This is a genomic window from Acinetobacter sp. TG2027 (assembly GCF_000302435.1).
In the GTDB taxonomy this organism is placed as follows: domain Bacteria; phylum Pseudomonadota; class Gammaproteobacteria; order Pseudomonadales; family Moraxellaceae; genus Acinetobacter; species Acinetobacter pittii.
The window spans coordinates 26043-51216 of sequence record NZ_AMJN01000010.1 but is presented as its reverse complement, the minus strand read 5'-3'; the positions used below and the strand labels follow the sequence as shown (position 1 = coordinate 51216).

23 protein-coding genes and 1 pseudogene are annotated in these 25174 nt (G+C 37.7%); 15 read left to right on the top strand and 9 right to left on the bottom strand.

The features are described from left to right. Nucleotides 1–272: 272 nt before the first annotated feature. Both B806_RS0104655 and B806_RS0104650 read right to left on the bottom strand, forming a co-directional pair. Nucleotides 273–830 (bottom strand): peptidylprolyl isomerase, encoded by a 558-nt coding sequence (locus B806_RS0104655; protein ID WP_017386629.1) that lies wholly within the window; start codon nucleotides 828–830, stop codon nucleotides 273–275. Between the two features lie 157 nt (nucleotides 831–987). Then, entirely contained in the window at nucleotides 988–2058 is a 1071-nt protein-coding gene (locus B806_RS0104650; RefSeq protein WP_017386628.1) for an alpha/beta hydrolase, read from the bottom strand. Nucleotides 2059–2268: 210 nt separating this feature from the next. Here B806_RS0104650 and B806_RS0104645 point away from each other — a divergent pair, with 210 nt between their 5' ends. Continuing rightward, nucleotides 2269–2595, top strand: coding sequence for a hypothetical protein (locus B806_RS0104645; protein WP_017386627.1), 327 nt, complete (start codon nucleotides 2269–2271; stop codon nucleotides 2593–2595). Between the two features lie 169 nt (nucleotides 2596–2764). Here the strand turns inward: B806_RS0104645 and B806_RS0104640 are convergent, their stop codons facing one another. Together B806_RS0104640 and B806_RS0104635 are read right to left on the bottom strand one after the other, a co-directional pair. Next, on the bottom strand, nucleotides 2765–2995 hold the full coding sequence (locus tag B806_RS0104640; protein WP_000733015.1) for a hypothetical protein: 231 nt from the start codon (nucleotides 2993–2995) through the stop codon (nucleotides 2765–2767). A gap of 391 nt (nucleotides 2996–3386) precedes the next feature. After that, entirely contained in the window at nucleotides 3387–4253 is an 867-nt protein-coding gene (locus B806_RS0104635) for an MBL fold metallo-hydrolase (RefSeq protein WP_017386233.1), read from the bottom strand. A 106-nt stretch (nucleotides 4254–4359) separates the two neighbouring features. Here B806_RS0104635 and B806_RS0104630 point away from each other — a divergent pair, with 106 nt between their 5' ends. The 6 genes and pseudogenes from B806_RS0104630 (at nucleotide 4360) to B806_RS0104605 (ending at nucleotide 10847) form a co-directional block, all read left to right on the top strand. After that, nucleotides 4360–5253, top strand: coding sequence for a LysR family transcriptional regulator (locus B806_RS0104630; RefSeq protein ID WP_017386232.1), 894 nt, complete (start codon nucleotides 4360–4362; stop codon nucleotides 5251–5253). Nucleotides 5254–5415: 162 nt separating this feature from the next. After that, nucleotides 5416–5970, top strand: a complete 555-nt coding sequence (gene grpE, locus B806_RS0104625; RefSeq protein WP_002115470.1) for a nucleotide exchange factor GrpE — start codon at nucleotides 5416–5418, stop codon at nucleotides 5968–5970. Between the two features lie 118 nt (nucleotides 5971–6088). Continuing rightward, nucleotides 6089–8029, top strand: a complete 1941-nt coding sequence (gene dnaK / locus B806_RS0104620) for a molecular chaperone DnaK (RefSeq protein ID WP_017386231.1) — start codon at nucleotides 6089–6091, stop codon at nucleotides 8027–8029. A 329-nt stretch (nucleotides 8030–8358) separates the two neighbouring features. Next, entirely contained in the window at nucleotides 8359–9264 is a 906-nt protein-coding gene (locus tag B806_RS0104615) for a matrixin family metalloprotease (protein ID WP_005072548.1), read from the top strand. 96 nt (nucleotides 9265–9360) lie between these two features. Next, nucleotides 9361–10371, top strand: a pseudogene (locus tag B806_RS0104610) (M57 family metalloprotease). 101 nt (nucleotides 10372–10472) lie between these two features. Continuing rightward, nucleotides 10473–10847 carry a hypothetical protein gene (locus tag B806_RS0104605; protein WP_014207668.1) on the top strand — a complete coding sequence of 125 codons (375 nt, stop codon included), beginning with the start codon at nucleotides 10473–10475 and terminating at the stop codon, nucleotides 10845–10847. Nucleotides 10848–10909: 62 nt separating this feature from the next. On the opposite strand, the gene B806_RS0104600 is transcribed toward B806_RS0104605, so the two are convergent. From B806_RS0104600 to purE, 3 genes are all read right to left on the bottom strand, one after another. After that, nucleotides 10910–12202, bottom strand: coding sequence for a lytic murein transglycosylase (locus B806_RS0104600; RefSeq protein ID WP_017402671.1), 1293 nt, complete (start codon nucleotides 12200–12202; stop codon nucleotides 10910–10912). 687 nt (nucleotides 12203–12889) lie between these two features. Further along, nucleotides 12890–14011: a 5-(carboxyamino)imidazole ribonucleotide synthase gene (locus B806_RS0104595; protein ID WP_017386228.1), complete on the bottom strand. Its 1122-nt coding sequence runs from the start codon at nucleotides 14009–14011 to the stop codon at nucleotides 12890–12892. A 9-nt stretch (nucleotides 14012–14020) separates the two neighbouring features. Next, nucleotides 14021–14536 (bottom strand): 5-(carboxyamino)imidazole ribonucleotide mutase, encoded by a 516-nt coding sequence (gene purE, locus B806_RS0104590; RefSeq protein ID WP_002115451.1) that lies wholly within the window; start codon nucleotides 14534–14536, stop codon nucleotides 14021–14023. A 228-nt stretch (nucleotides 14537–14764) separates the two neighbouring features. Between purE and B806_RS0104585 the strand changes: the two genes are divergently transcribed. Next, the gene (locus B806_RS0104585; RefSeq protein WP_017386227.1) at nucleotides 14765–15223 is read left to right on the top strand and encodes a hypothetical protein; all 459 of its coding nucleotides are present in this window, start codon (nucleotides 14765–14767) and stop codon (nucleotides 15221–15223) included. A 70-nt stretch (nucleotides 15224–15293) separates the two neighbouring features. On the opposite strand, the gene B806_RS0104580 is transcribed toward B806_RS0104585, so the two are convergent. After that, nucleotides 15294–15656 (bottom strand): DMT family protein, encoded by a 363-nt coding sequence (locus tag B806_RS0104580; protein WP_075384089.1) that lies wholly within the window; start codon nucleotides 15654–15656, stop codon nucleotides 15294–15296. Between the two features lie 240 nt (nucleotides 15657–15896). On the opposite strand from B806_RS0104580, the gene mpl reads away from it, so the two are divergent. Continuing rightward, nucleotides 15897–17270: a UDP-N-acetylmuramate:L-alanyl-gamma-D-glutamyl-meso-diaminopimelate ligase gene (gene mpl, locus B806_RS0104575; RefSeq protein ID WP_002115499.1), complete on the top strand. Its 1374-nt coding sequence runs from the start codon at nucleotides 15897–15899 to the stop codon at nucleotides 17268–17270. Nucleotides 17271–17338: 68 nt separating this feature from the next. Here the strand turns inward: mpl and B806_RS0104570 are convergent, their stop codons facing one another. Continuing rightward, a complete protein-coding gene (locus B806_RS0104570) occupies nucleotides 17339–18589 on the bottom strand; it encodes a low temperature requirement protein A (protein ID WP_017386226.1) in 1251 nt (416 codons plus the stop codon). 135 nt (nucleotides 18590–18724) lie between these two features. Between B806_RS0104570 and B806_RS0104565 the strand changes: the two genes are divergently transcribed. The 6 genes from B806_RS0104565 to guaD all read left to right on the top strand — a co-directional run bounded on the left by B806_RS0104565 (nucleotide 18725) and on the right by guaD (nucleotide 25061). Next, a complete protein-coding gene (locus B806_RS0104565; protein ID WP_017386225.1) occupies nucleotides 18725–19321 on the top strand; it encodes an undecaprenyl-diphosphatase in 597 nt (198 codons plus the stop codon). Between the two features lie 318 nt (nucleotides 19322–19639). Then, nucleotides 19640–20596 carry a TerC family protein gene (locus tag B806_RS0104560; RefSeq protein ID WP_017386224.1) on the top strand — a complete coding sequence of 319 codons (957 nt, stop codon included), beginning with the start codon at nucleotides 19640–19642 and terminating at the stop codon, nucleotides 20594–20596. 188 nt (nucleotides 20597–20784) lie between these two features. Further along, nucleotides 20785–21150 (top strand): hypothetical protein, encoded by a 366-nt coding sequence (locus tag B806_RS0104555; RefSeq protein WP_017386223.1) that lies wholly within the window; start codon nucleotides 20785–20787, stop codon nucleotides 21148–21150. Between the two features lie 21 nt (nucleotides 21151–21171). Further along, entirely contained in the window at nucleotides 21172–22332 is a 1161-nt protein-coding gene (locus B806_RS0104550) for a glutathionylspermidine synthase family protein (RefSeq protein WP_017386222.1), read from the top strand. A 291-nt stretch (nucleotides 22333–22623) separates the two neighbouring features. Then, nucleotides 22624–23679 (top strand): aromatic ring-hydroxylating dioxygenase subunit alpha, encoded by a 1056-nt coding sequence (locus B806_RS0104545; protein WP_017386221.1) that lies wholly within the window; start codon nucleotides 22624–22626, stop codon nucleotides 23677–23679. A 56-nt stretch (nucleotides 23680–23735) separates the two neighbouring features. After that, nucleotides 23736–25061 (top strand): guanine deaminase, encoded by a 1326-nt coding sequence (gene guaD / locus B806_RS0104540; RefSeq protein WP_017386220.1) that lies wholly within the window; start codon nucleotides 23736–23738, stop codon nucleotides 25059–25061. The last annotated feature ends 113 nt before the right edge of the window (nucleotides 25062–25174 follow it).

Genomic DNA, 25174 nt, shown 5'->3' with positions numbered 1-25174 from the left:
GATTAATCAATCAGTAAAAATCCACACAAGTTGTTCTTCAATTCTCTTAATGATTTTTCTGCTCTTCGTCAGAGACAGAATTCAACGCAATACTAAGCTTTCATCTTAACCCTGTGAGCTAAGATATTCTCGTGTATCGCGTCGGGATGAGTGCATTATAGGGAAAAAAAACTGGTACGCAAGCACTTTTATAAATATGCACGTTCGACCGGTTCTTTTTCAGCCAAAAAAAATCTAAAAAAACAAACAAATATATGATTTATATAGTTAATTTATTTTTGAAGAGTTTTAAACTTTATATCTACTATCTTTATAGACTGTTTTGGTACGTTTTGATGCATGCCATAGTTTGATGTAGGGACCTGAACAATACGGTCGACCACATCCATTCCTTTAATTACTTTTCCAAAAACTGCGTAACCCGCATTACCCGCAGAACGATTTAAAAAATTATTATCTGCAACGTTTATGAAAAACTGACTAGTAGCTGAGTCAGGATTTGCAGTACGAGCCATCGCCAACGTTCCGCGTGTGTTAGCAATTCCATTTCCAGCTTCATTTTTGATAGGTGCTCGCGTAGTCTTTTCCTGCATATTTGCAGTAAGTCCACCACCCTGCACCATAAAACCAGGAATTACGCGGTGAAATATCGTATCTTTATAAAAACCTGACTTTATATAGTCTTTAAAATTCTTCACACTGTTTGGTGCTTTATCATCATAAAGTTGTATTTCAATGTTGCCTAAATTTGTTTGCATTTCAACTAAAGTGTCAGCCCAGACTGAATGGCTGCTTATACCCAAACAACATAACATTAATAATTTTTTCATATCTTCCTACAATAAAATGCAAAACTTAATGAAGGATAAATTTAATCATCTATATAAAAGAATTCTAGTGAGTATTTATTATCTTTTATTTAGTACTTTATATTTTAGATTTGAGTATTAGTCCACGTTCCACGTGAAACATGGACTAAACTTTTATTTAACTATTTTTATCCCAGAACTTTCTGAAGTTCTTACTGATCTCGATAGTATATCTTTTTGCCTTTTTAGAAATAGGTGTCAAATTTATAAAACCATGGGTTTGATCTGGATATTCTTCATAATGCATTTTGACACCATTTTGTCTTAGCTTATAGCTATAAATTTTCGCTTCATCATGCAATACGTCATGACCAGCCGTAATCACGAAAGCTGGCGGGTTCTTTTTCAAATTACCATAGGTTGGAGAAATAATCGGATCGTCTAATTCTACATTATGCTGAGTTGCATAATATTGAGTGACATAATTAATATCGCTATCCGTCAAAACTAATCCTTCGTTATAAGCATAAAAAGAAGGATGTCGGCTTTTAAAATCAACTGTAGGGTAAATGAGAAGCTGTGCTTGTGGAGCATAAGGTTTGTTTACTGATCGTTGAGCCACAACCGTACTGATATTGCCGCCTGCACTATCCCCTGCTACAGCAATACGATTTTTTAATATTTTTAGTTGTCTGCGATTTTGATATACCCAAGCTAATGCATCTTCACATGATTGGATTAAATGTTGAGGTGAGACCTCAGGTGCAAGTGGATAATCAATACTGAGTACTTGTACTTTTGCATATTTTGCCAATATACGACAAACCTCATCATGAGTATCTAAACCACCTACAACGAACCCTCCCCCGTGATAGAAAACAATCAGAGGTAATTTTTTATTCAGTGAAGGATGATAGTGTCTTGCGAAAACAGTTCCACTTTGAAGCGGCAAACGAATGTCTTCTACTGAATCAATTTCAGTTGATTTCTGGCGTATAGCCAACATTTGTGTATCAAACTGCCGTCTAGACTCAATAGGATCTGAACCAATGAAACCAATACGTCCCTGTTTAATTTGTACGGCCATCATACATTTAGTAAACGAATCGAGCTCCGGGTATTGGTAGGCATATCCAAGGATTTTGGCAAGTGATTCTTGAGCTAATCGAGGTAACTTATCAAGAGCTCGAGCAGCAGGCCCTTGGCCCTTATCTAGCAATGTTTGAATTTTTTGATTAAATGCTGTCATGCCTATCTCCATGAATTCCTCTTATCCTTCATATTTTCTACAGAATTCTTTGTTGTTTGACTATATTCGCATACAACTCATGTAATCAAGATACAAAGGTAAAAACCAATCTACGCTAATCTGATTTATAGCAAATGTCATTAACAAATCTGTCGTTTAAAACAGGACTTTTTTGCCAATTATTGTTAACAGACAAAAGGAGATTGTGCTATGTCAGCAAAACTAGTGGTTACTTTATTAGCAACCAGTCTTTTAACTGTAGGTTGTGTTGCTTATACAGATGATCCTTATTACCGCGGTGGTTATGGTTACCATGATCATGATGATGATCGCTATGACAGCAATGATGGACGCCGCTATAGTGACTGGGAACGAAAACGTTGGGAAGAGCGTAAGAGAATATACGAACAACAACGTAAGGATGCTCGCGAACAGGATAGAAATCGTCGTGAGTGGGAAAAAAGACACCGTGAATGGGAGAAGAAAAGATTAGAAGATCGTGATCACAATCATAGAGATTATCATGATGATGACTAAAATCTATTGGAATATGGAAGCCCCAAAGAAAAAATCTCTTGGGGCTTTTTTGTTGAGAAATCCACATTCTCTTGACTATAGAATAATGAGTAGCAGCTCATTTCATATATAAATCGGCATCTTGAATATATGTACTCTATAATCTTTTAACTGTTCTTATCGCTAAGAATTACTGAGCAGTTGCAGAACCTGAAACAGAACCAGAAGCACCAGCATCAACTTGACCTGGTTGTGCTTGACCAGAAACACCTGCATCTACACCAACACCAGCTTGTACGCCAGATGGGCTAGCGCTAGTTTGAGCTGAACCTGATGCATTTAAGCCAGCTTCAGATGCACAACCAACAGCTGTAAAAGCAACACCAGCAAGTACTACAGAGATAAGACCTAATTTTTTCATAATCACTTTCCTTTCATTACGACAAACATTTAAATGCAAAGTTCATCTTCGCGCTGCCTATAATTCACAATTTTTTTTTCTGGCGTGCGTATCATTGGTTGTCTTTTGTAGTAATAGAAGTACAAATTGTGCAATTTTTTATTAAAACCTCTTCCTTAGCCTCACCTCTACCTTTTATATAGAAGCTATAACTTAAGCTTTTGTTTATTTTTATCAATTTCTAATTTTTGTCTTAGCCTTTTACTCTCGTTAAAAATTTTCTCTTCATAGAAACGCTATATAAGGCACGTAGAATGTTACAGAGACTTTTTACTTGAAAATGCCTTATTTCATAAAAAAAGCCGGGGATAGACCACGGCTTTTTAGAAAATTTATGGTGTTTCGATTTTAATTATGGCCATTGCATCTCACCTTTTACAACTTTTGCACCTAGTTCTAGGCTATCTACACTCTTCAATGTTGGATATTGTTTCTGCATGAGCTGACTTAGCTCACTCGCATTTTTACTTACTTTGACCGCTTTCTCATAGCTCTTGAGATAGTCGATAGAGAAGTTAACCGCATCCAAACCTTGTGGAGCTCCCTCAACCATATGAGCTGGAACAACTGTTTGAGGTTGGAGTGATTTAATAGTTTCTAAAGCTTGAATCACTTCATTGCGATCTTTAACTTTTGGTGTATCTGCCATCCATAAATGAATACCTGAAGAGACAGGAATACCGCCTACAACTGCTTTTGAAGAAGGAATCCATAAATAAGTAAGTTCTTTCTTACCTTTAATCTCGATCGACTCATTTTCTAACTTTAAAGTTTTAGCAGTATAAGCTTGAGGCACAATAATTTGGCTAGGCGCATTTGCACCCATTTGTGGGCCCCAGTATTTCACTTTAAGCGCTTGAGTATCTTGGATATGTTTAACAGTTTCTGGTGTTGCAATGATTTGTACATTTGGGAAGTATTGTTTAAATACATCTAAGCCAAAGTAGTAGTCCGGATCGCCATAACTTACGAAAATTGTCTTTAGTGTTTTACCGCTATCGAGAATATCGGCAGCAATACGTAATGCTTCAGATTTTGAGAATTGTGCATTCACCAACAGAACTTCTTTATCGCCTTCAATTAAAGTAGAAGTCACGCCGAAATGTTCAGGTTTAGCCAGAAAACTTTGGATTTTTAGATCTTGCGCAAAAGCTGAGGAAGCTACCGTTAAAGCAGTCGCAGTTGCTAGGGCTGAAGCAGTTAAATTAAAAAATTTCATTATGTATCTCCAATTTCATGAGAAATACTTTAAATTGCAATTCTTGTGAGGTAAATGCACTAAATTAAGATAAACTGTTGCATATATTGTAATAATGATAAAACATATGGACACATTAAAAGCCATACACGTCTTTGTTTCTATTGCTCAGCATGGCAATTTAACTAAAGCCGCCGAACATCTAAATTATTCCCGTGCGATGGTTTCTCGCTATCTTGAGCACCTAGAGCACACCTTCTCAACTCGACTATTTCAAAGAAATACCCGAAAAATATCTCTCACTCCAGCAGGTGAAAAAGCCCTACTCTACTGCGAGAATATTTTACAACAACAGCAACTTTTACAAGAGTTAGCCGCACCCGAACAACATAACGGTACGATTCGCTTTACCTGTGGTTTATTTTTATTTCAATTAGGGGTTGGGGAATGTATTCGCCAATTTAAACAGCAACATCCACATATTCAATTTGATGTATATCTGACTGAAAATACGATGGACTTAATTGATGCTCAGGTCGATTTAGCCTTACGTATAACGCAAAAAGTTGCAGATGGATTAATTGCACGACCTGTTTGTCAAATCGAGTCCGTTTTCTGCGCTCATCCTGATTATTTAAAACAACACAGCCCCCTCTCCCATCCAAGGCAACTTATTCAACATGAATGTTTAGCTCACCATAGCCAACATCAATTTTGGACACTTTTTGATACTGAACAGCAACCGCAGAATTATCCTTTAAACGTCACCTTTAAAAGTAATGATGTAAATGCTGTTTATGACATGTGTGTACATGCTCAAGGTGTGGCAATGTTACCTACTTTATTAGTTAATAAAGATTTAAAAGAAAAACGATTGGTGCCTTTATTTAAAAACTTTTCGGCTCCCGAATTAAGTTTGTCGGTGGTATATGCTTCAAGACAACATTTGCCCAAAATAACCCAAGAATTTATTGCTTTTATGATCGAAAATTTAGATTTTTACTTAAAACCGCAAAATTAAAAGTTTTAAATTGCCGTGTACGCTTGAATTTTTAGGCAATGCCCATACTTCATCCCTATTAATGAATTACAGCATATGCATGGCAGTTCAGGTTTTACCCAGTAAATGCTGATGCCAAAAGGACTGTACATGTTTAAAAACCCATTTAAACGGAGATCATCAATGGCTAATGAGCAAAATGAGCAAGCTCAAGACATTCAACACGAGCAAGCAGAGCAATCTAATGAGCAAACTCAGGCTGAAGGTGTAGAGCAAGCAAACGACGTTACCGTTGAATCTTTACAAGCGCAAATCACCAAATTAGAAGAAAGCCTAAAACTTGAAAAAGCACGTACTGCAAATGCAGTTTACGAAGCACAAAAAAGTGTAGAGCGTATTCAACGTGAGTCTGACAAGCATAAAGAGACTGTGCTTGAAAAATTTGCAAAAGAATTACTAGATTCTGTTGATAATTTAGAGCGTGCAATTCAAGCGGCTGGTGATGAAGAAACGCCAGTACTTGAAGGTATTAAACTGACCTTGAAGTCGCTGTTAACCACACTTGAAAAATTTGGTGTTGTAGAAGCTGATACGAAAAATGGCTTCAATGCGGATTTACATCAAGCTGTCGGTATTGACCCAAATGCTAAAGCAAATGAAATCGGTAGCGTTTTACAAAAGGGCTATACATTAAATGGTCGCTTATTGCGCCCTGCTATGGTTATGGTTGGTCAATAAATAATTTTTTGAGAGTTTTTAGATTTTTTTTCGCTAAAACGCTTGAAAAAAATAGATTCACTCTCATATCGGATAACAAGCAAAAACATTGCAAAAGAATTTTTGAGGAAAACGTCACATGGCAAAAATTATTGGTATTGACTTAGGTACTACCAACTCATGCGTTGCTGTACTTGAAGGCGATAAAGTAAAAGTAATCGAAAACGCTGAAGGCGCACGTACAACTCCATCGATCATTGCTTATAAAGATGGCGAGATCTTAGTAGGTCAAAGTGCTAAGCGTCAGGCAGTAACTAACCCGAAAAATACATTATTCGCTATTAAGCGTTTAATCGGTCGTCGTTATGAAGATCAAGCGGTACAAAAAGATATCGGTCTTGTACCTTATAAAATCATCAAAGCAGACAATGGCGATGCTTGGGTTGAAGTAAACGATAAAAAATTAGCGCCTCAACAGGTTTCTGCTGAAATCTTGAAAAAGATGAAGAAAACTGCAGAAGACTATTTAGGTGAAACAGTTACTGAAGCAGTTATTACTGTTCCTGCTTACTTTAACGATGCTCAACGTCAAGCAACTAAAGATGCGGGTAAAATCGCTGGTTTAGACGTTAAACGTATCATTAACGAACCAACTGCTGCTGCACTTGCGTTCGGTATGGACAAAAAAGAAGGCGATCGTAAAGTTGCAGTTTACGACTTAGGTGGTGGTACTTTTGACGTATCAATCATTGAAATCGCAGACCTTGATGGCGACCAACAAATCGAAGTGTTATCAACAAACGGTGATACTTTCCTTGGTGGTGAAGACTTTGATAATGCCTTAATTGAATTCTTAGTTGAAGAATTTAAGAAAGAACAAAGTGTGAACTTGAAAAATGATCCACTTGCGTTACAACGTTTGAAAGAAGCTGCTGAAAAAGCAAAAATCGAGCTTTCTTCATCAAATGCAACTGAAATCAACCTTCCATACATCACTGCTGATGCAACTGGTCCTAAACACTTAGTGATCAATGTAACACGTGCGAAACTTGAAGGTTTAGTTGCTGATTTAGTTGCTCGCACTATTGAGCCTTGTAAAATCGCACTTAAAGATGCTGGTCTTTCGACTTCAGACATCTCTGACGTGATCTTGGTTGGTGGTCAGTCTCGTATGCCACTTGTACAACAAAAAGTACAAGAATTCTTTGGCAAAGAGCCACGTAAAGACGTGAACCCTGACGAAGCTGTTGCAATCGGTGCTGCGATTCAAGGTGCTGTATTGTCTGGTGACAAAACTGACGTTCTTTTATTAGACGTAACACCATTAACTTTAGGTATTGAAACAATGGGTGGTGTATTAACACCAATCATTGAGAAAAACACGACGATTCCTGCGAAGAAATCACAAGTGTTCTCTACTGCTGCTGACAACCAGCCTGCTGTAGACATTTCAGTTTACCAAGGTGAACGTAAGATGGCTCAACAAAACAAATTGTTGGGTAACTTCCAATTAGGCGATATTCCACCTGCTCCACGTGGTGTGCCACAAATTGAAGTATCTTTCGACATCAATGCTGATGGTATCTTGAAAGTATCTGCTAAAGATAAGAGCACTGGTAAAGAGCAATCGATCCAGATTAAAGCGAACTCAGGTTTGTCTGATGCTGAAATCGAAGCAATGATTAAAGATGCTGAAGCGAATGCTGAAGAAGATCGTAAGTTTGAAGAACTTGCAAAAGCTCGTAACGAAGCTGATGCATTAATTTCAAGCTCGAACAAAGCTGTTAAAGATCTTGGTGATAAAATTACTGAAGATGAAAAAACAGCTGTAAGCACTGCCGTTTCTGAACTTGAAGCAGCAACAAAAGAAAATGATGTAGAAGATATCAAAGCGAAAACTGAAGCTTTACAAAACATCTTGATGCCTATCACTCAACGTGCTTATGAACAAGCGCAACAAGCTGGTGGTGCTGAAGGCTTTGATCCAAATGCATTCCAAGGTGGTGATGCGGGTCAACAAAAAGCAGATGATGGTGTTGTAGACGCTGAGTTCACTGAAGTTAAAGATGACAAAAAATAATTTGTTTCTTTAATAAAAACCCGCGCTTAGGCGCGGTTTTTTATTGTTTACAAAAAGTAACAATAAGTTTTTTAATAATATTATTCAAAAATTTCTGTCAGAAAGATCAATGATAAAAACTAAATATTTAATTTTAAATAATATTTTTTTGTTAAAAAACCACTGTTATTTACTACATTAATTATTTGATTATTGCCAAGTCTGAGAACATCTTTTTTAATTTTTCGACCAATATCACAAACCTCACCTAATCTATTGAGATTTTTATCGTTTTGACGAATTAAATTAAGTAGCTAACAATAAGATTTATTTATATTTTTTATTTTGCCATGAAAAAATTTCTATGGTGGGGATTGAGCTTATGCTTATGCATGGGCTTACAAACAACACTTTTTGCTCAAAGCAATCTGCCAATTCATTCATCTCATCAGCCTTTAAAATACCGAATTGCTTTTATTGATCCGCGGTTTCAACTTACTAAAGAACAACTAGTTGAGGTAAGTCGGCAAGCTGCTGAAATCTGGCAAAAAGAAACTGGAAAGACCTATTTTATTTATGATTCACAGGCTCAATTGTCAATTAACTTAATCTATGATGATCATCAAATGCTTAAGGATGAACAACAAAACAATTTGGATGCACTTTTACAAAAGCAGGAAGCTTGGCGCATTAAAAATGAAGAAATTGTTCTAAACAAACAGCAAGTTACTCAACTATCAAGTGATTTAAACAAGAAAAAGGTCAGTCTAAAAGTTGAGTTTGAACAATATCAACAAGATGTAACGCGCTTTAATCAAGGAGAACATCAATACTCTAATGCCAATAATTTAAAAGAATGGCAAAAACAACTAGAGCAAAAATCGGAAGAGTTACAAAATGAATCCAATAGTCTAAATTTTAAAATTCAATCACTTAACTTAAAAATTAAAGAGCTAAATCGAGAGCAAAGTGATTTAAGCGCTTTAAAAACACAATTCAAACTAAAGCAGAAAACGAGTATTCAACCCTTCCATAAAGGTTTATTCAGTCAAAACCAAATTCAGATTTACGGTTATGCTTCTTTAAATGACTTACGCTTGACCCTTGCTCATGAACTTGGGCATGCTTTAGGGCTAAAACATACGACTGATCCTAAATCTTTAATGTATCCCTATTTAAAAGAGCAAGATATTCATAACTTTAAATTGACAGATTCAGATTTAGATTTATTAGGTTCAATTTATAGACCAAATTAAGGAAAAATCGTTAAAGTTAACTGATTAAAAAAAACTAAATAAAACCCAATATATTAAATTTTTCCTAAAAAATAATTTGGCATTTGGTAAAAAATAATGAGACTAAAGTCTCATTTATTTTCCTATTTTGTACGTTTTTTGATTGATTTTTCATTTTATATTCTTATAATACGTTTTTTTTAAAATCTCCCCCCTTCGATTATGCGTTTAACATCTTTGTTATTAGGCGTAGCATTTGCTTTTTCTAATTTTCAGGCTAATGCTAATCTTGCCACTCCAACTCATACTCAAATTCAGCAAAAAGCAGGTCAACATTTGACTTACAAAATTGCTGATATTGATCCACGTTTTGGTTTAAGCCAAGACCAATTAATTCAAATTAGTCAACAAGCTGCGGACATTTGGAAGCAAGGTACTGGACAGGATTATTTTACTTATGATCCAAATGCAAAGTTAGAAATTCGTTTAGTTTACGATAATAGTCAAAGCCGTTCTGAACAGCGTCAAAAAATTGCAGCTCAGTTCCAACAAGAACAGCAACGTGTAATTGATGAACAGCAACAAATTAAGCAATTGAAGCAAACCCTTGGTCAAACTCAGTCTGAGCTTGAAAATAAGAAGCAGATTTTGAATGGCAAATTGAAAAATCTTGACCAACTAATGATGCAACTTAACCAAGGCAAATTAGCACCTGAATACAGCGCTAAATCTTTGGCTAAAACTCAGAAAGATTTGCAAAAACAAACTGTTGCTTTAAAGAAAGAAATTGCTGCATATAATGAGCAAGCTAAAGATTTAAATGTCAAAGTGACTCATTTTAATCAGATTAACAATGAGTTTAATAATTCATTGAACCAATTTAAGCAAAATGCTCAAGCGGATGTCTTTAAAAAAGGTATCTACAACGGCAAACAAATTGTGATTTATGAGTTTAAGTCTATTGATGATTTACGCTTAACAATTGCTCATGAGTTAGGACATGCACTTGGTTTAAAACATAGTGATCAACCAAATGCATTGATGTACTCAGTACGTAAAGATGGTGACAAAAAAATCACTGGACTTACGGATGCTGACCGCGATCTATTGAGTGCTTTACCTCAATAATTAAAAGCTTGATATAAAATGATGTATCTATTTCTATGTAGATACATCGAAATTGATATCAAAGTCATGTTATTGTGGTCATAAGAGCTAACGAAAATAGAATGGAGATCAAGATGAGTTATTATCATATCCTGATTGAAGTAAATGATCATATCAGCACAATTGAACAGACACGAGATATTGAACTGTTTGATATTATTGAAATTAAACCATACCTCCATTCTATTTTAATCCCCTTTTTCAATGAGCATGAAATCGAGCTTGAGGATGAAAATATCGAATATAAAGATATTCTCCATCTTGAAGTAAAACAGACTCTGTTACCGATTGAACATTTAATTGAAGAAGAGCAAAAGCAATTACCAAGTGATACTGATGTCACGATCACTGCGTATGAAATCTTTAATGATCGTGATTTAAGCCAAGATGTTACGTCAGTTATTTTTGATATTTTGGAAGCAGTTAAATTAGAGTAATCATCTTATATAAGTACCTATAAAAAAGGTCTGCATGAGCAGACCTTTTTATTATTTCTAGTTTATTGCATCATTTTCTGAGCTTGTTCTTGACGGAATGCACGTAAAATTTGCTGCCCTGCCCGTCCTGTTGGATTTAAACCTAAACGAGTCTGCTCCTGACGAATAGCTACGCGGGTTTTATCTCCAATAAGACCGTCAACTGCACCAATATCATAGCCACGATTAATCAAAAACTGTTGGATTTCACGACGTTCTGCACGTGAAGTTCCCGGATCATCAGTTGGCCAAGACGCAACAAATGGGCCAGCACCTTTTAAACGATCAGATAAATGTGCAATCGCAAGTCCATAGCTTTCCGCAGCGTTATAACTATAGATAGCATCAAAATTCTTAAATACTAAAAATACTGGACCATTTACACCTGCAGGTGCCATTAAACCCGCTGAAGTATTACCAGATAAAGCTCCTCGAACAAGTGGAGAACCATCAATTCGAGTAACGCCTCGTGCACTCCAACTATTTAAAGATTTCTTTGAACGTCGCCCTTCTCCCTCAATTGACATACCTTGAGGCACTTTTACTTCAAAACCCCATGGCATTCCGGTTTGCCAACCTGCTTTATTTAAGAAATTAGCCGTTGAAGCCAGTGCATCAGCTGTACTCGACACTAAATCTCGACGGCCATCACCATCAAAATCAACAGCTAAACGTTCATAAGTAGATGGCATAAATTGAGTATGACCAAATGCCCCAGCCCATGAACCTTTCAGTTGGCCTTCGGTTAAATCACCACGTTGTAAAATACGCATAGTGGCAAAAAACTCAGTGCGGAAATAACTTTGTCGACGCCCTTCACAACTTAAAGTCCCGAGTGCTTGTAATAAAGGATATTTTCCAGAAATATCACCAAAATTACTTTCAACACCCCACACTGCTACAATTGTTTCCGGCGGCACACCGTAGGTTTGAGAAGCACGGTTTAAAACATCTCGATGTTGCGCCAGTTTTTGTTTACCAAGCTCAACGCGCTCTTCATCAACTAGACCAGAAAGATAATCCCAAATTGGTGTCGAAAATTCTGGTTGATAGTTTAATTTATCAATAACTGAATAATCTGGGGTCAAGTTTTGGGTATAACGATCATAAGTTGTACCAGATACTCCAGCAGCAATTGCTTGAGAACGTAAATTTGCCAAACAGCTTTGGAAATTATTATTAGGCGTATAATCTTCACTCGTCACTACTGGAACAGTAGCACTGCTAGATATTGTAGAACCATTAATTACGAGCTCTGCTTGAGCCTGAGTCATCGCTAAAAATACAGAGCCAACAATACAAGAAAAACGTCGCATATTATCCTAGTTCGATTTTTAAATTTAAATTTGTAAGTACCATACCATTATGAGTCCAAAATTTCAGAGAGAAAACGTAAATTTGAATTCATAATCTCTACTTTAAATTCATTTCCCATGTTTTAAATTCAAATTTTCTACTTTATTTTTGAATTTAAAATTCTCTAGATCAAAATTATTGTTTTTGAATTCAAAACCAATACCCAAGTTTAAATTCAAAAGTACTTCTTTAAATTTAAACTATAAACCTCTCTTTGTTGTGGATAACTTTATCCACAGCACAGCAAAAAACACTTCTATTTCTTAACCCTATTCTATATCTCCTTATTATTTATTACAGGCTAGAGTCTACTACCACAGAAATCCGTATTTTTTTAAATTTAAAGATCAGCCAAAATTTTTAAATTCAAACCCCATACCAATAGACTTCTATTTTTGAATTTAAAAAGTACATCCAACTCTCTCATTTAAATTTAAAAATACTTTTGTGGATAACTAATTTTAAATTCAAAAACAACCAAGGCTGCCTTTTGCGGTTTTAAATTCAAATTACAGTAGCTTTTTTAAATTCAAAAGTTCCAATTAAAGTTATCCACAACCCTAAAATATGTATGTTCTATTATTTTTTAAATTTAAAAGATAAAAAAAGCGATCCGAAGATCGCTTTTTAGAGAATTAAAAATACTTTTAGAGGGTCATATCTGCTGTTAAAGCAAGTGGTTCTGGCAAAATTTCTGCCAATTGACGGCATAAATTCGTCAATTCATTACTATCCACAGGCATTAAAGTGATATGGCCTAATTTGCGGCCAGCACGTTCTGACTTGTTATAAAGATGCAGATGAGCACCATTTAAGGCAAGTACGTCCTCAGTTTTAGGATGTTGACCAATAATATTGATCATAACTGTTGGGCGAATAACTTCTGTTGAGCCTAATGGTAATCCTGCAACGGCTCGAATATGGTTTTCAAACTGAGAACAAACCGCGCCTTCAATTGACCAGTGGCCTGAGTTATGCACACGCGGTGCCATCTCATTTGCACACAAACCTTGTTCTGTTACAAATAGCTCGAGAGTCAGCACACCAACATAGTTAAGGTGATTCAACAAACGAGTAATGTAGTCTTGAGCAACGGGTTGCAAAGCTTCACTATTCGGTGCAGGAACAATTGAATGCGATAAAATACCATTATGATGATGGTTTTCAGCCAATGGCCAAGTTCTTACTTCACCATTTTGGCCACGCACCGCAATAATTGAAACTTCGCGAGAGAATTTAACAAAGCTTTCGGCAACTAGACTTTTTGCAGGACCAAGTTCAGCCCAAGCAGTATCAATCTGGTCTTCTGAACGAAGTACGAACTGACCTTTGCCGTCATATCCACCAGTTGCAGTCTTAAGCACGATCGGTAAACCAAGCTCAGCCACAGCCTTTTTCAAACTTTCTAAGCTATCTACAGCACGATACGGCGCAACAGGAATAGTAAGCTCATCAAACAATGCTTTTTCTGACAAACGATTTTGCGCAGTTGCTAAAGCAACACGGGGAGGGTGCAATGCTTTGGTTTGTGTCAAAACATCAACATCTTCAACTGGCGTATTTTCAAATTCAAGACTGAAAACATCAGCACTTTCAATAAACTGCTTTAAACCTTGCTTATCTTGGCTAGAAAAAACCTGGCCTAAAACACCTGCTGGACAATCTGTATTTGCTTCAAAAAAAGTACATTGAATATTTAATGGTAACGCTGCTTGAGCCATCATACGGCCCAGTTGCCCACCACCAAAAATACCGATAGTTTTATCCATCTCAGCCTCTTACACCTGACCCGGAATATTTTTGCTTGCAACTTTATCAGTTTGCGCAGCACGGAAATCAGCAACATTTTTTGCGATTTCAGGACGAGTTAAACCTAAGATTTGTGCAGCCATAATTGCCGCATTCGTTGCACCAGCTGGACCAATCGCTAAAGTACCAACTGCAATACCTGCTGGCATTTGTACAATTGAAAGCAAAGAGTCTACGCCATTTAAAATTGATGATTTAACTGGCACACCTAAAACAGGTAAATCAGTTTTTGCGGCACACATTCCAGGTAAATGCGCTGCACCGCCTGCACCAGCAATAATCACTTGAATACCGCGATCACGTGCAGTTTCTGCATATTCAAATAAACGATCTGGAGTACGATGAGCAGATACCACTTCCGCTTCAAATGGGACACCAAGCTGTTTAAGCATATTGGCTGTGTTTTCGAGAGTTGCCCAATCAGATTGAGAACCCATAATAATTCCAACGAGAGGTTGAGCGTCTTGTGCTGCGGCCGCATTCATTGCTAATGTTCCAGAGACAAAAGTAAAAGAAGATAAATCTCGACGAGAGCCAAGTTTTAAATGGTTCGGAAGCCGATTATTATAGACTGATTTTTCATCTCACGAAAATTTAACTGACCAGCTCTGTGAATATTTTTAATTTGATAGAAAAATGTCATGGTTTAACAGTGATACATTCTCAATTTTTATTAATATAACGCGCTTAATCAAATCAATAAGAGCTTAATAATGAAAAAATTTCTTGGAGTCCTAACACTCACACTTTGCACAAAAACGGGTTACGCGGCTTTAGTAAATTTAAACATCGATGAATTTCAAAAAACCATTAAAACTTTAAATAAAGAAAAAGGTTATAACGGAGAAATCAAAAGTGGAGCATTAACTGGTAAAGTCCAAGAGAAATTTATTGTTACTGGAACATCTGCTACTGATGAGAGAGAACCAGTTCTGATGACTGGTTATTATCTTGGAGCAACTGAGGTAGGAAATTTATATTCAATTACTGAATATCGCATTTACTGTGACGATCAGACCTATGGTTTTGCCATGTCTAATTTTGAGCCTGATGGCGCCTTAAGTTTAACTACAACAGACAGTAATTATGCTTTTGACTATGAAGACCCAACGCCAAGAGATCAGCAATTTTCTAAAATTCTAAAAAAAGCATGTAAGTATTCAGCTAAATAAATAGTTATGTCTACTAACTATGGCTTGTTATTAAATAGAATAAATCATTTAATTCACAAGCCATAGGAGCTTACTGGCTTCTAAATACGAAATAAACACAACCAAATAGGCATAACATCGCCCATAAGTAATCGAGTTTAAAGGGTTGCTTAAACAAGAAAATCATAAAAGGTACAAACACGACCAATGTAACCACTTCCTGAGTGATCTTCATTTCACCGAGTAACCAGCCTTGCGCGCTTAACATACGAGTGGCTGGAATCATAAAACTGTATTCAAGTAAGGCAATAATCCAACCGAATAGAATCGCTTGCCAAAGTGGAGCGTGGTGCAAAAATTTAAGATGCCCATACCATGCAAGTGTCATAAAGCAATTAGAAATAATTAATAGCGTAAAAGCTAAAACCGTTGGGCTCAAAGGCACATCCTTCATCATCACGATGATTTAAGTATTTTAACGATACAAAACATTATAAAAGATAAAACTGTAATTCAGCTTAAATCTAAAAAATAAAGCTGTAGTTTTATTAGGGTCTCAAACACATAGAACAACAACGATTTTTGACTATCTTTTCGAGTTTAGCCTTGCTATCGTTGCTGGCAAATTTATCAATAATGCACACACAGCAATTCATTTTAATGTTGTGTACAAAAGCAGTGGAGAAGGCGAGCAATGCATCTGCATATCTTGGGTATTTGTGGCACTTTTATGGGCTCTTTAGCACTTTTGGCTCGTGATTTAGGACATAAGGTAACTGGTTCCGATTTAAACGTTTACCCACCAATGTCTACCCAGTTAGAAAATGCAGGCATTACACTCATGCAAGGCTATGACCGTAGTCATTTACAGCCTCATCCGGACTTGGTTATTGTCGGCAATGCCATGAAACGTGGTATTGATGCAGTCGAATATATGCTGAACGAAGGCCTACCATATATTTCTGGTCCACAATTCCTTGCCGATCATGTTTTACAAGGTAAACATGTACTTGGTGTAGCAGGTACTCACGGGAAAACAACAACTACGACCATGTTGGCTTGGGTACTTGATCAAGCTGGTTTAAATCCGGGCTTTTTAATTGGTGGTGTTCCACTTGGTTTTAGTGAAAGTGCTCGTTTAGGCGGTGGTAAATACTTCTGTGTTGAAGCCGATGAATATGACTCTGCTTTCTTTGATAAACGTTCTAAGTTTGTTCACTATCACCCAAAAACGGCGATTTTAAATAACCTTGAATTTGACCATGCCGATATTTTTGATGACCTAGCAGCAATTCAAAAACAGTTCCATCATCTTGTGCGTACCATTCCAAGTGAAGGCCGTATTATTGCGCCAATTACTGAAACGCATATTGATGAAGTGCTTGAAATGGGTTGCTGGACACCAGTGATTCGTACAAGTCTAGAAGCGAATGAAAAAGCTGCTCTCTCTGCCGAACTCATTTCAATTGATGGCAGCCATTTTAAAGTACTCGAAAATGGCAATGTCGTTGGCGAAGTGAAATGGAGCATGACAGGGCAACATAGTGTGGCGAATGCTTTGGCAACCATTGCAGCCGCTCAGCATGTGGGTGTTACGCTTGAAACGGCTTGTGAAGCTTTATCTAACTTTGGCGGTGTGAAACGTCGTATGGAGTTACTCGGCACAGTCAATGGCATTGAGGTTTATGACGACTTCGCGCACCATCCAACAGCAATTGACACAACTTTAGATGGCGCACGCAAACGCTTAGGTGAACGCCGTTTATGGGCCATTATTGAACCACGTTCAAACACGATGCGTATGGGCAGTCACAAAGATGGCTTGGCACATTCAGCACGCTTAGCAGACGAAGTGATCTGGTATCAGCCAGAAGGCTTAGATTGGGATTTACAACCTGTGATTGAAGCTGCTTCTAACCATGCTCAAGTGAGCCGTTCACTTGATGAAATTATTGAGCGTATTGTCAATGAAGCAGGTGAGGGCGATGCCGTTGTGATTATGTCTAATGGTGGCTTCGGTGGCTTACATCAAAAATTAATGAGCGCATTAAAAGCAAAAGCTGCTTAAATTTCGCTTTAGATGATTCAATAAAAAATGGGTTTCAAATTGAAACCCATTTTTTTTATCAGTGACTTTTAAAGCTTTTCTGGCTCTATATTGGCCATAAATTTATTAGAAACCATTAAACGTAAACTATAGACAATGCCCATCGCAAAAACGCTATATCCCACGTTATTACAAATAAAGGGAATACATAAAATAATGAGCGCTGTGATTGGGTAAAACCATTTCGTGATTCCAGATAAGCATTGGAACTCATAAAGTACCCAAATACAGGTGGTATAAAGCACTACACTCACCGCAACAACTATTCCCATATATAAATCAGAAATATGCGCATGATGGGTTGTAACATCCACGGCAGCAGCAAGCGCAGCACCTACCGCAGCAATACTGACAAAAACAAAATAATGACCATATCCCCAAACAAATGGGCGTACACCTTTTACATGATGGTGTTGTTCGCTACGGTCAAAATAAGCCCACCACATCGCAAACATTAACATCAATCCACCGACCATTAAGAAAATAGCAGGGATATTCATTGACTGAGCGGCTAAAGCATCACGTATGGCATTAAAACTACCGACAATCGACTCACCCAACACAATAATTGTGAGTAGGGCATAACGTTCTACAATATGATGAGGATGCCACGGCGTTGGAGAATATTTTTCTGCATAAATTGGAACAAATAATTCCACGACAACCAGAAATAAAAATAGAGGTATTGAAAGTACATGAGCAAAGTTAGCCACAAGCCAGCCAATTTGTACTAAGACTATACCTATTGCATAGCGATAAGCCGTAACACGCCTTTCAGGATCATGTTTTGCTGCTCTGAGCCACTGAGTCACCAAGGCCATGCGCATGATCACATAACCGATAATGATTACATCAAAATCCTGACTACGAAATACATCAGGGATCCCCGCCGCCATCACCAATGACCCTACAATCTGTACAAAGGTAAGGCATCGATACAATGCATCATCGTTATCGTAAGCAGAAGCAAACCATGAAAAATTCATCCATGCCCACCACAGCGCAAAAAATACCATCAAGTAGCTTGGTAATGCATGCCAGAGGTGATTTTCAATAATTGCATGATGTAACTGCTGACCCGCTGTTGCAATCGCCACCACAAAAATTAAATCGAACAATAATTCGAGTGGAGTCGCTGCTCTATGCTGCTGATCAGGATCTCTTGGGGATAGGGGCCTCAAGCTTAATTTTTTCTGTTTTTCTTGAGTAGTCATAAAATAACGTTCTCGAATAAAGTGCCAACACGTTAACACTTTAATATTAACGTCCAGAACACGCATTAAAAATTATCTAGACCTGCTGTTTAATCTTTACTCACAAACAAACTATATTTCATTTTTGTGACAATTCTTTATCAAGACCTTAAGCTTAATTCTTTATCATAGCTCACGTTTTTGTTCTTGTTTGGAATATGAATGTCTTTAGAAACACTCAACCTTAGCTTATTCCATATGATTAATGGGGCTCAGGATGCGAGTCAATTTATCATTCGTCTTGCTATCTTTTTTGCTAATGATCTCCTCTATATTCTCTTATTCATCCTTACATTTTTATGGTTTTATGGCGATCAAGATTTAAAAAATAGGGTCATTAAATCTGTCTTTTTAACCTGCGTATCACTTTTAGTCGGTTACGTTATTTCTCTGTTTTACCATCACTCAAGACCGTTTGTCATGGGTGTGGGTACTACGTTTATTGAACATGCGCCAACAGCATCTTTTCCAAGTAATCATATGCTGATTTTTAGCACCATTGCTTTATCTTATTTGTTTGCTCAGCGCAAAATAATTGGAGTTATCCTTTTATTTTTATCATTTGTAGTGGCGTGGTCACGTATTTATTTAGGTGTGCATTTCCCTTTAGACATGTTAGGGGCTTTTATTGTCGCACTACTAGTCAATACAGCAGGTTATTACTTCTGGAATGCTTACGGTACAAGTTTGACGGCATTCTGTATTCACCTTTATCAAATTATATGCAAACCACTTTTAGACCGCGGTTTGATTAAATAACCTATAGATCTTTTTTGCATTCAAACCACGACATTAAGTTCAGTTGCGTAATACAAAAAAATCTGCCATTCTATGTGGACTTGGATATGTTTTATCCAAAAAAGAATTTAGTTTGACAAGGGGAGTAGCCTCCTCCAAACATAACAGCAATGTTATGTGTCAGATATCGTCAATACGCTTTTATTAAAAAGTCGGTATCTGAGCATCGTGAAATTCATGGTGTAGGCAAGACCTTGATCATGTTGATACAGATGTTTAATTCATCTGGCAACTGGTCGAGGTTTTTTTATGCCCAATTGCCGGATGTATGGAGGATTTATGGAATCGATCGGCAATTTATGGCTGTACATAGCATTCTTTGGCATAGTCATTGTGATGCTCCTGATTGACTTTTTAGGCTTTAAACAAAAGCAAGGTCAGGATGTCTCAATCAAGCAAGCTGCTTACTGGAGTGTAGCGTGGGTAAGCGTCGCAGCTTTATTTGGTGGTGGTTTATGGCTTTACCTACAACAAACAGTTGGGGTGACCTTAGCCAACCAAAAAACAATGGAATACTTTGCAGGTTACTTACTCGAAAAATCCCTCGCAATTGACAACGTTTTCGTCTGGTTAATGATTTTCGCAGCGTTTGCTATTCCAGCTGCACTACAACGTAAAATTTTGCTCTACGGCGTATTAGGTGCCATCGTACTGCGTACCCTCTTTATTTTTATTGGTGCATGGTTCGTTCAAGAGTTTTCTTGGGTACTTTATATCTTCGGTGCGTTCTTGGTATATACAGGCTTTAAGTTCTTAAAAGGCCAAGATGAAGAAACCAATATTGAAGATATCAAGCTCTTAAAGTGGTTACGTAACCATATGCGTATTACACCACAGCTTGAAGGTGACAAATTCTTTGTACGTCAAAACGGTTTATTGTGGGCAACGCCGTTATTTCTAGTTTTGATTTTGGTTGAAGCTTCAGACGTGATTTTCGCAGTAGATTCTATTCCTGCTATTTTCGCGGTAACTAGCGACCCGTTTATTGTTTTAACAGCGAACTTAATGGCAATTTTAGGTTTACGCGCAATGTTCTTTTTGCTTGCTGGCGCTGCGACTAAATTGCATTACTTACCATACGGCTTAGGCATCATCTTATTGTTCATTGGTGCGAAAATGTTGTTGCTTGATGTATTCCACATGCCAATCTGGATCTCGTTAAGCTTTATCGTAATAGTGTTAGCAATCACTGCTTACCTTTCTCTACGACACAACAAAAAGCAATTGCAGTCTTAATTCATCACAACAAGGCATCTACACGTGAGATGCCTTGTTATCTAAATTTTCAAAATAGACTGTACTTTAAAAAAACAGATTAATATTATATGCCAACTTAAAATTTATCTTTCCTAATCAGAAACATAATAGATAATAGCTATTCGGTATTTTATGCCGAACATACTTATTAAAATGTGTGGAGTCTCATGCGTTCTAAAAAAATTAATCTTGTCGTGGTCCCTCTATTACTCACGGCATGTAGCCATAATGATAGTCCTTTAGTACAAGACGTATATAACAACCAATATGACTGTGCTCGCGACTGGAATACCCAAACCTGTGAAGAAGAAAATAGTTCAAGTGGACATGGGTCTAGTTATGTTGGTAGTCGCTATTTAGGTCCTGCGTATTATCGAAATAATCGGGAAGTTTCTTACCACGGCAATACCTTACATCCTTACAGCAATTTGAGTGTAGGCCGACCAATTATTTCAAGCACAGCAAAAAGTTCGTCTTTTTCATCCCCAATTCGTGGTGGTTTTGGCCGTAGCGGTTTTTCTTTCGGCGGCTAAGTCTTTAGGCATTCACTTAATATGAAAAGAAAAATATTTACTCCACGACCAGACTGGCAAGTGGAGCATCAAAATATTGGTTTTGATTATTTTAATTTACCTTCTCTTGATGGCTCAATTTACTGGTCTGAAGGAGTTGCTTATGAGTTTACCCTTAAACAGATTGAACAACTTGAAGATGCGGCAAATGAACTGCATCAGATGTGTTTAGCAGCAGTAGGAGACCTCATTCAACGGGGAAACTATCCTGCTTGTTTTCAAATTCCTGAAGTTGCCATAAACCATATTGAACATTCATGGAAACAAAATGCCCCTATGCTGTATGGCCGCTTTGATTTCGCTTACGATGGGCGAAATATCAAAATGCTGGAATATAACGCCGACACGCCGACTGGCTTACTCGAAGCCTCTGTCGCGCAGTGGCTGTGGATAGAACAAGTCTCAGGCATTGCAAACCGAGATCAATTCAATAGTATTCATGAAGACCTGATTAAACGCTGGAAAACAATTTTACCGCGTGGTAGCCATGTGCATTTTGCTGCTTGTCAGGAGGCTGGAAGGGAAGACTGGGGTAATTTAGAGTACTTAATGGATACCGCTTATCAAGCTCATCTACAAGTTTCCGAGCTTTCTATGGAGAACATAGGCTGGAACGGGCAAGATTTTGTTGATCTCCATAATCAGCCTATTCAAAACATATTTAAGCTCTACCCTTGGGAATGGATCTGGGAAGAAGCATTTTCTCAATATATCCACCCACAAACACAGTGGATTGAACCCTGCTGGAAAATGTTACTTTCAAATAAAGCGATTCTGGTTGAGCTTTGGAAGTGTTATCCCAATCATCCATTATTGGTCGAAACCCATACCTATGACCCGCAACAAGCTTTGTCTGGCAAATGGGTGAAAAAGCCGATTTTGGCAAGAGAAGGGGCCAATATTCGAGTTTTACAAGACGGCCATGACCAAGGTGCAGCTTCTGGTAGCTTTTATTTTGATGACTATGACAAATATGGTTATGTCGTACAGAAATGGGTAGATACCCCATTATTTTCAGGGCAACTACCTACACTCGGTTTATGGATGGTTGGACATCAATGTTCAGGCATGTCTATTCGTGAAGATTGCTATGACATTATTGGTAATGATGCTCACTTTGCAGCACATTATTTTGTCGAGTAATAAATGCCTAGAGGTATTTTAAAAAGCACTGTTTAGGTGCCTTTTTATTGTGCCTTCCACGCGGTCAATCAGTGCATTTTACGTATATAGCGATAATGAATATTTATTTTTAAAGCCAAATTAGAACAAAAATTCAAAAATATAATTACTTAATATTATGTAATTTAATAATTTTATTCTTATTTCTTCAATTAAAAATCAATATTGGCAAGCTCTTTGCATCTCCTAAAAAGAAAAAAGCCTAGATTTTAAGGGCTCGTGAGAGCCCTGATTTTTTTAAGGAGTGATGCCATGAATGCGATTCCAACTTTAACGCCCCTTGCCATGCCGTGTAACAGCAGTTTTGAAGCAAAAGATTGGGAAATTTTATCTACTCACTGGTATCCCGTCGCACGTACTCAAGATGTCTCTACTGCACCTCAACGAGTCACGCTACTAGACGTCAATATGGCGTTATATAAAACAGAAAGTGGGGAAATTCATCTGGTTCGAGATATTTGCCCACATCGTGGGGTGCCATTAACCAAAGGTTGGGTGGATGGTGAGGAGATTGTCTGTCCTTATCATGGTCTACGCTATAACACCGAAGGGAAATGTACCCAAATACCAGCTCAGCCCGAACTAACTAAAATTTCTGATCGTTTTTCTCTAACCAAATTTCCAGTTGTACAAAGATATGGTCTCATTTGGACCAGTATTCATGGTCGTGATATTGCTAAAGCCAATATTCCTATATTAGATACTTGGGACCACGCAGAGCATCAAGCGATTTTACCGCCTTTCGTCGATATTGGTGGTTCTAGTGGACGTCAACTTGAAGGGTTTATTGATGTCGCTCATTTTGCGTGGGTACATCACAATGCCTTTGCGAATCGCGATAATCCCATCGTCCCTAAATATCACACTGAACGTACCGACTATGGCTTAAAAACGGTCTATATCAGTAATGTCAGTAATTATCCACATGAACTAAAACATCTCGAGCCAGAAGGCTTTTTGTGGAAGCGCACCTTTGATGTCTATCCACCTTTTTCAGCCGTCCTTACAGTCGATTTTCCAGAAGGTGGGGTCTTAAAAATCTTGAATGCGTGCTGTCCTATTTCAAGCAATAAAACCCGTTTATTTGTTCCACTCACCCGTAACTTTGATCAGACAGGTGATTTAGAAAAGGTATATGCATTTAATGCCCAAATTTTTGCCGAAGACCAAGATATGGTCGAATCACAAAAGCCAGAAGAACTGCCGCTTGATTTAATGATGGAAGCACATTTTGAAGCAGACCGTTCATCAACAACTTATCGACGGATTTTGGCTGAATGGGGACTAAGTAAACGTTATACCGTTTAAATATTGGCTAACTGGGGTACAATCAATCGAAAAAAGTGAAAATATAAAGGCTTTCCATGTCATTGATCGCAAATACCACCGTTGTGCGTGGTCGTTTTTTAGATATCCAGCAAACCGTCTCTGAGCCAACTGATATTCCAAATCAAGTGCGTTATTTGGAAGATGGTGTATTGGTTAGTGAACATGGAAAAATCAAATGGTTTGGTGCATGGGAAGACGCTCAGGCGTATCTACCTGCTGGGGTTGAGATTCAACATTATCCAGAACAATTGATTGTACCTGGCTTTATTGATACCCATATTCATTTCCCGCAAACCGAAATGGTTGGAGCATACGGCGAACAACTTTTAAGCTGGCTCAATACTTATACTTTCCCAACTGAAATCCAATTTCAGGACAAAGCATATGCAAGTGAAATTGCCCAGTTCTTTGTTCAAGAACTACTGAAACACGGTACAACCACAGCACTGGTTTTCTGTACAGTTCACCCCGAGTCTGTTGATGCCTTATTTGAAGCCGCAGAACACGTTCAGATGCGTTTAATTGCTGGTAAGGTACTCATGGACCGCAATGCCCCTGAAGCGCTTTGTGACACGCCAGAAACGGCTTACAGCGACACCAAAGCACTCATTGAAAAATGGCATGGTAAAGGCCGTGCGCTCTATGCGATTACTCCACGTTTTGCACCAACGTCTACACCTGAACAGCTAGAAAGAGCAGGGCAGTTAAAACAAGAATTTCCAGATGTGTATGTCCATACCCATTTAAGTGAAAACAAAGATGAAATCGCTTGGGTGAAATCTTTATTTCCAGAACAAGCTGGTTATTTAGATGTTTATCAACATTATGGCTTGACTGGTAAACGTTCTGTATTTGCGCATTGCGTTCACTTAGAAGATCAAGAATGGCAATGTATGCATGATACGCAATCGGCTATCGCATTTTGTCCAACATCAAACCTGTTCTTAGGCAGTGGTTTATTCCCATTGAAAAAAACATGGGAAAAACAAGTGAAAGTGGGCTTGGGTACAGATATCGGTGCTGGTACATCATTTAGTTTACTGCAAACCGTTAACGAGGCTTATAAGGTTCAGCAGTTACAAGGTGATAAACTTTCAGCTTATGAAGCGCTTTATCATGCAACCCTAGGCGGAGCAAAAGCGCTTGATTTGCAAGATCAGTTAGGCAACTTCAACGTCGGTAAAGAAGCAGACTTTGTGGTACTGAATCTCAAGCCAACAGCATTACAGGAACTTCGCCAGTCTAAATCCAAATCTGTTGAAGATTCACTGTTTGCATTATTCACTTTAGGTGATGACCGTAATATTGAGGCGACTTATATTTATGGAAACCGTGCTTATCAAAAAGAAACAGCCAAATAAAAAAGGCATTGTTAAGTTTTTGTTATTATTTGGAATATGTGCTCTTGCATTAAAGCGTGATCGACATAATCCGCAAAATGATAAAATTTCACAGCCATCAAAGGGTGCATGAA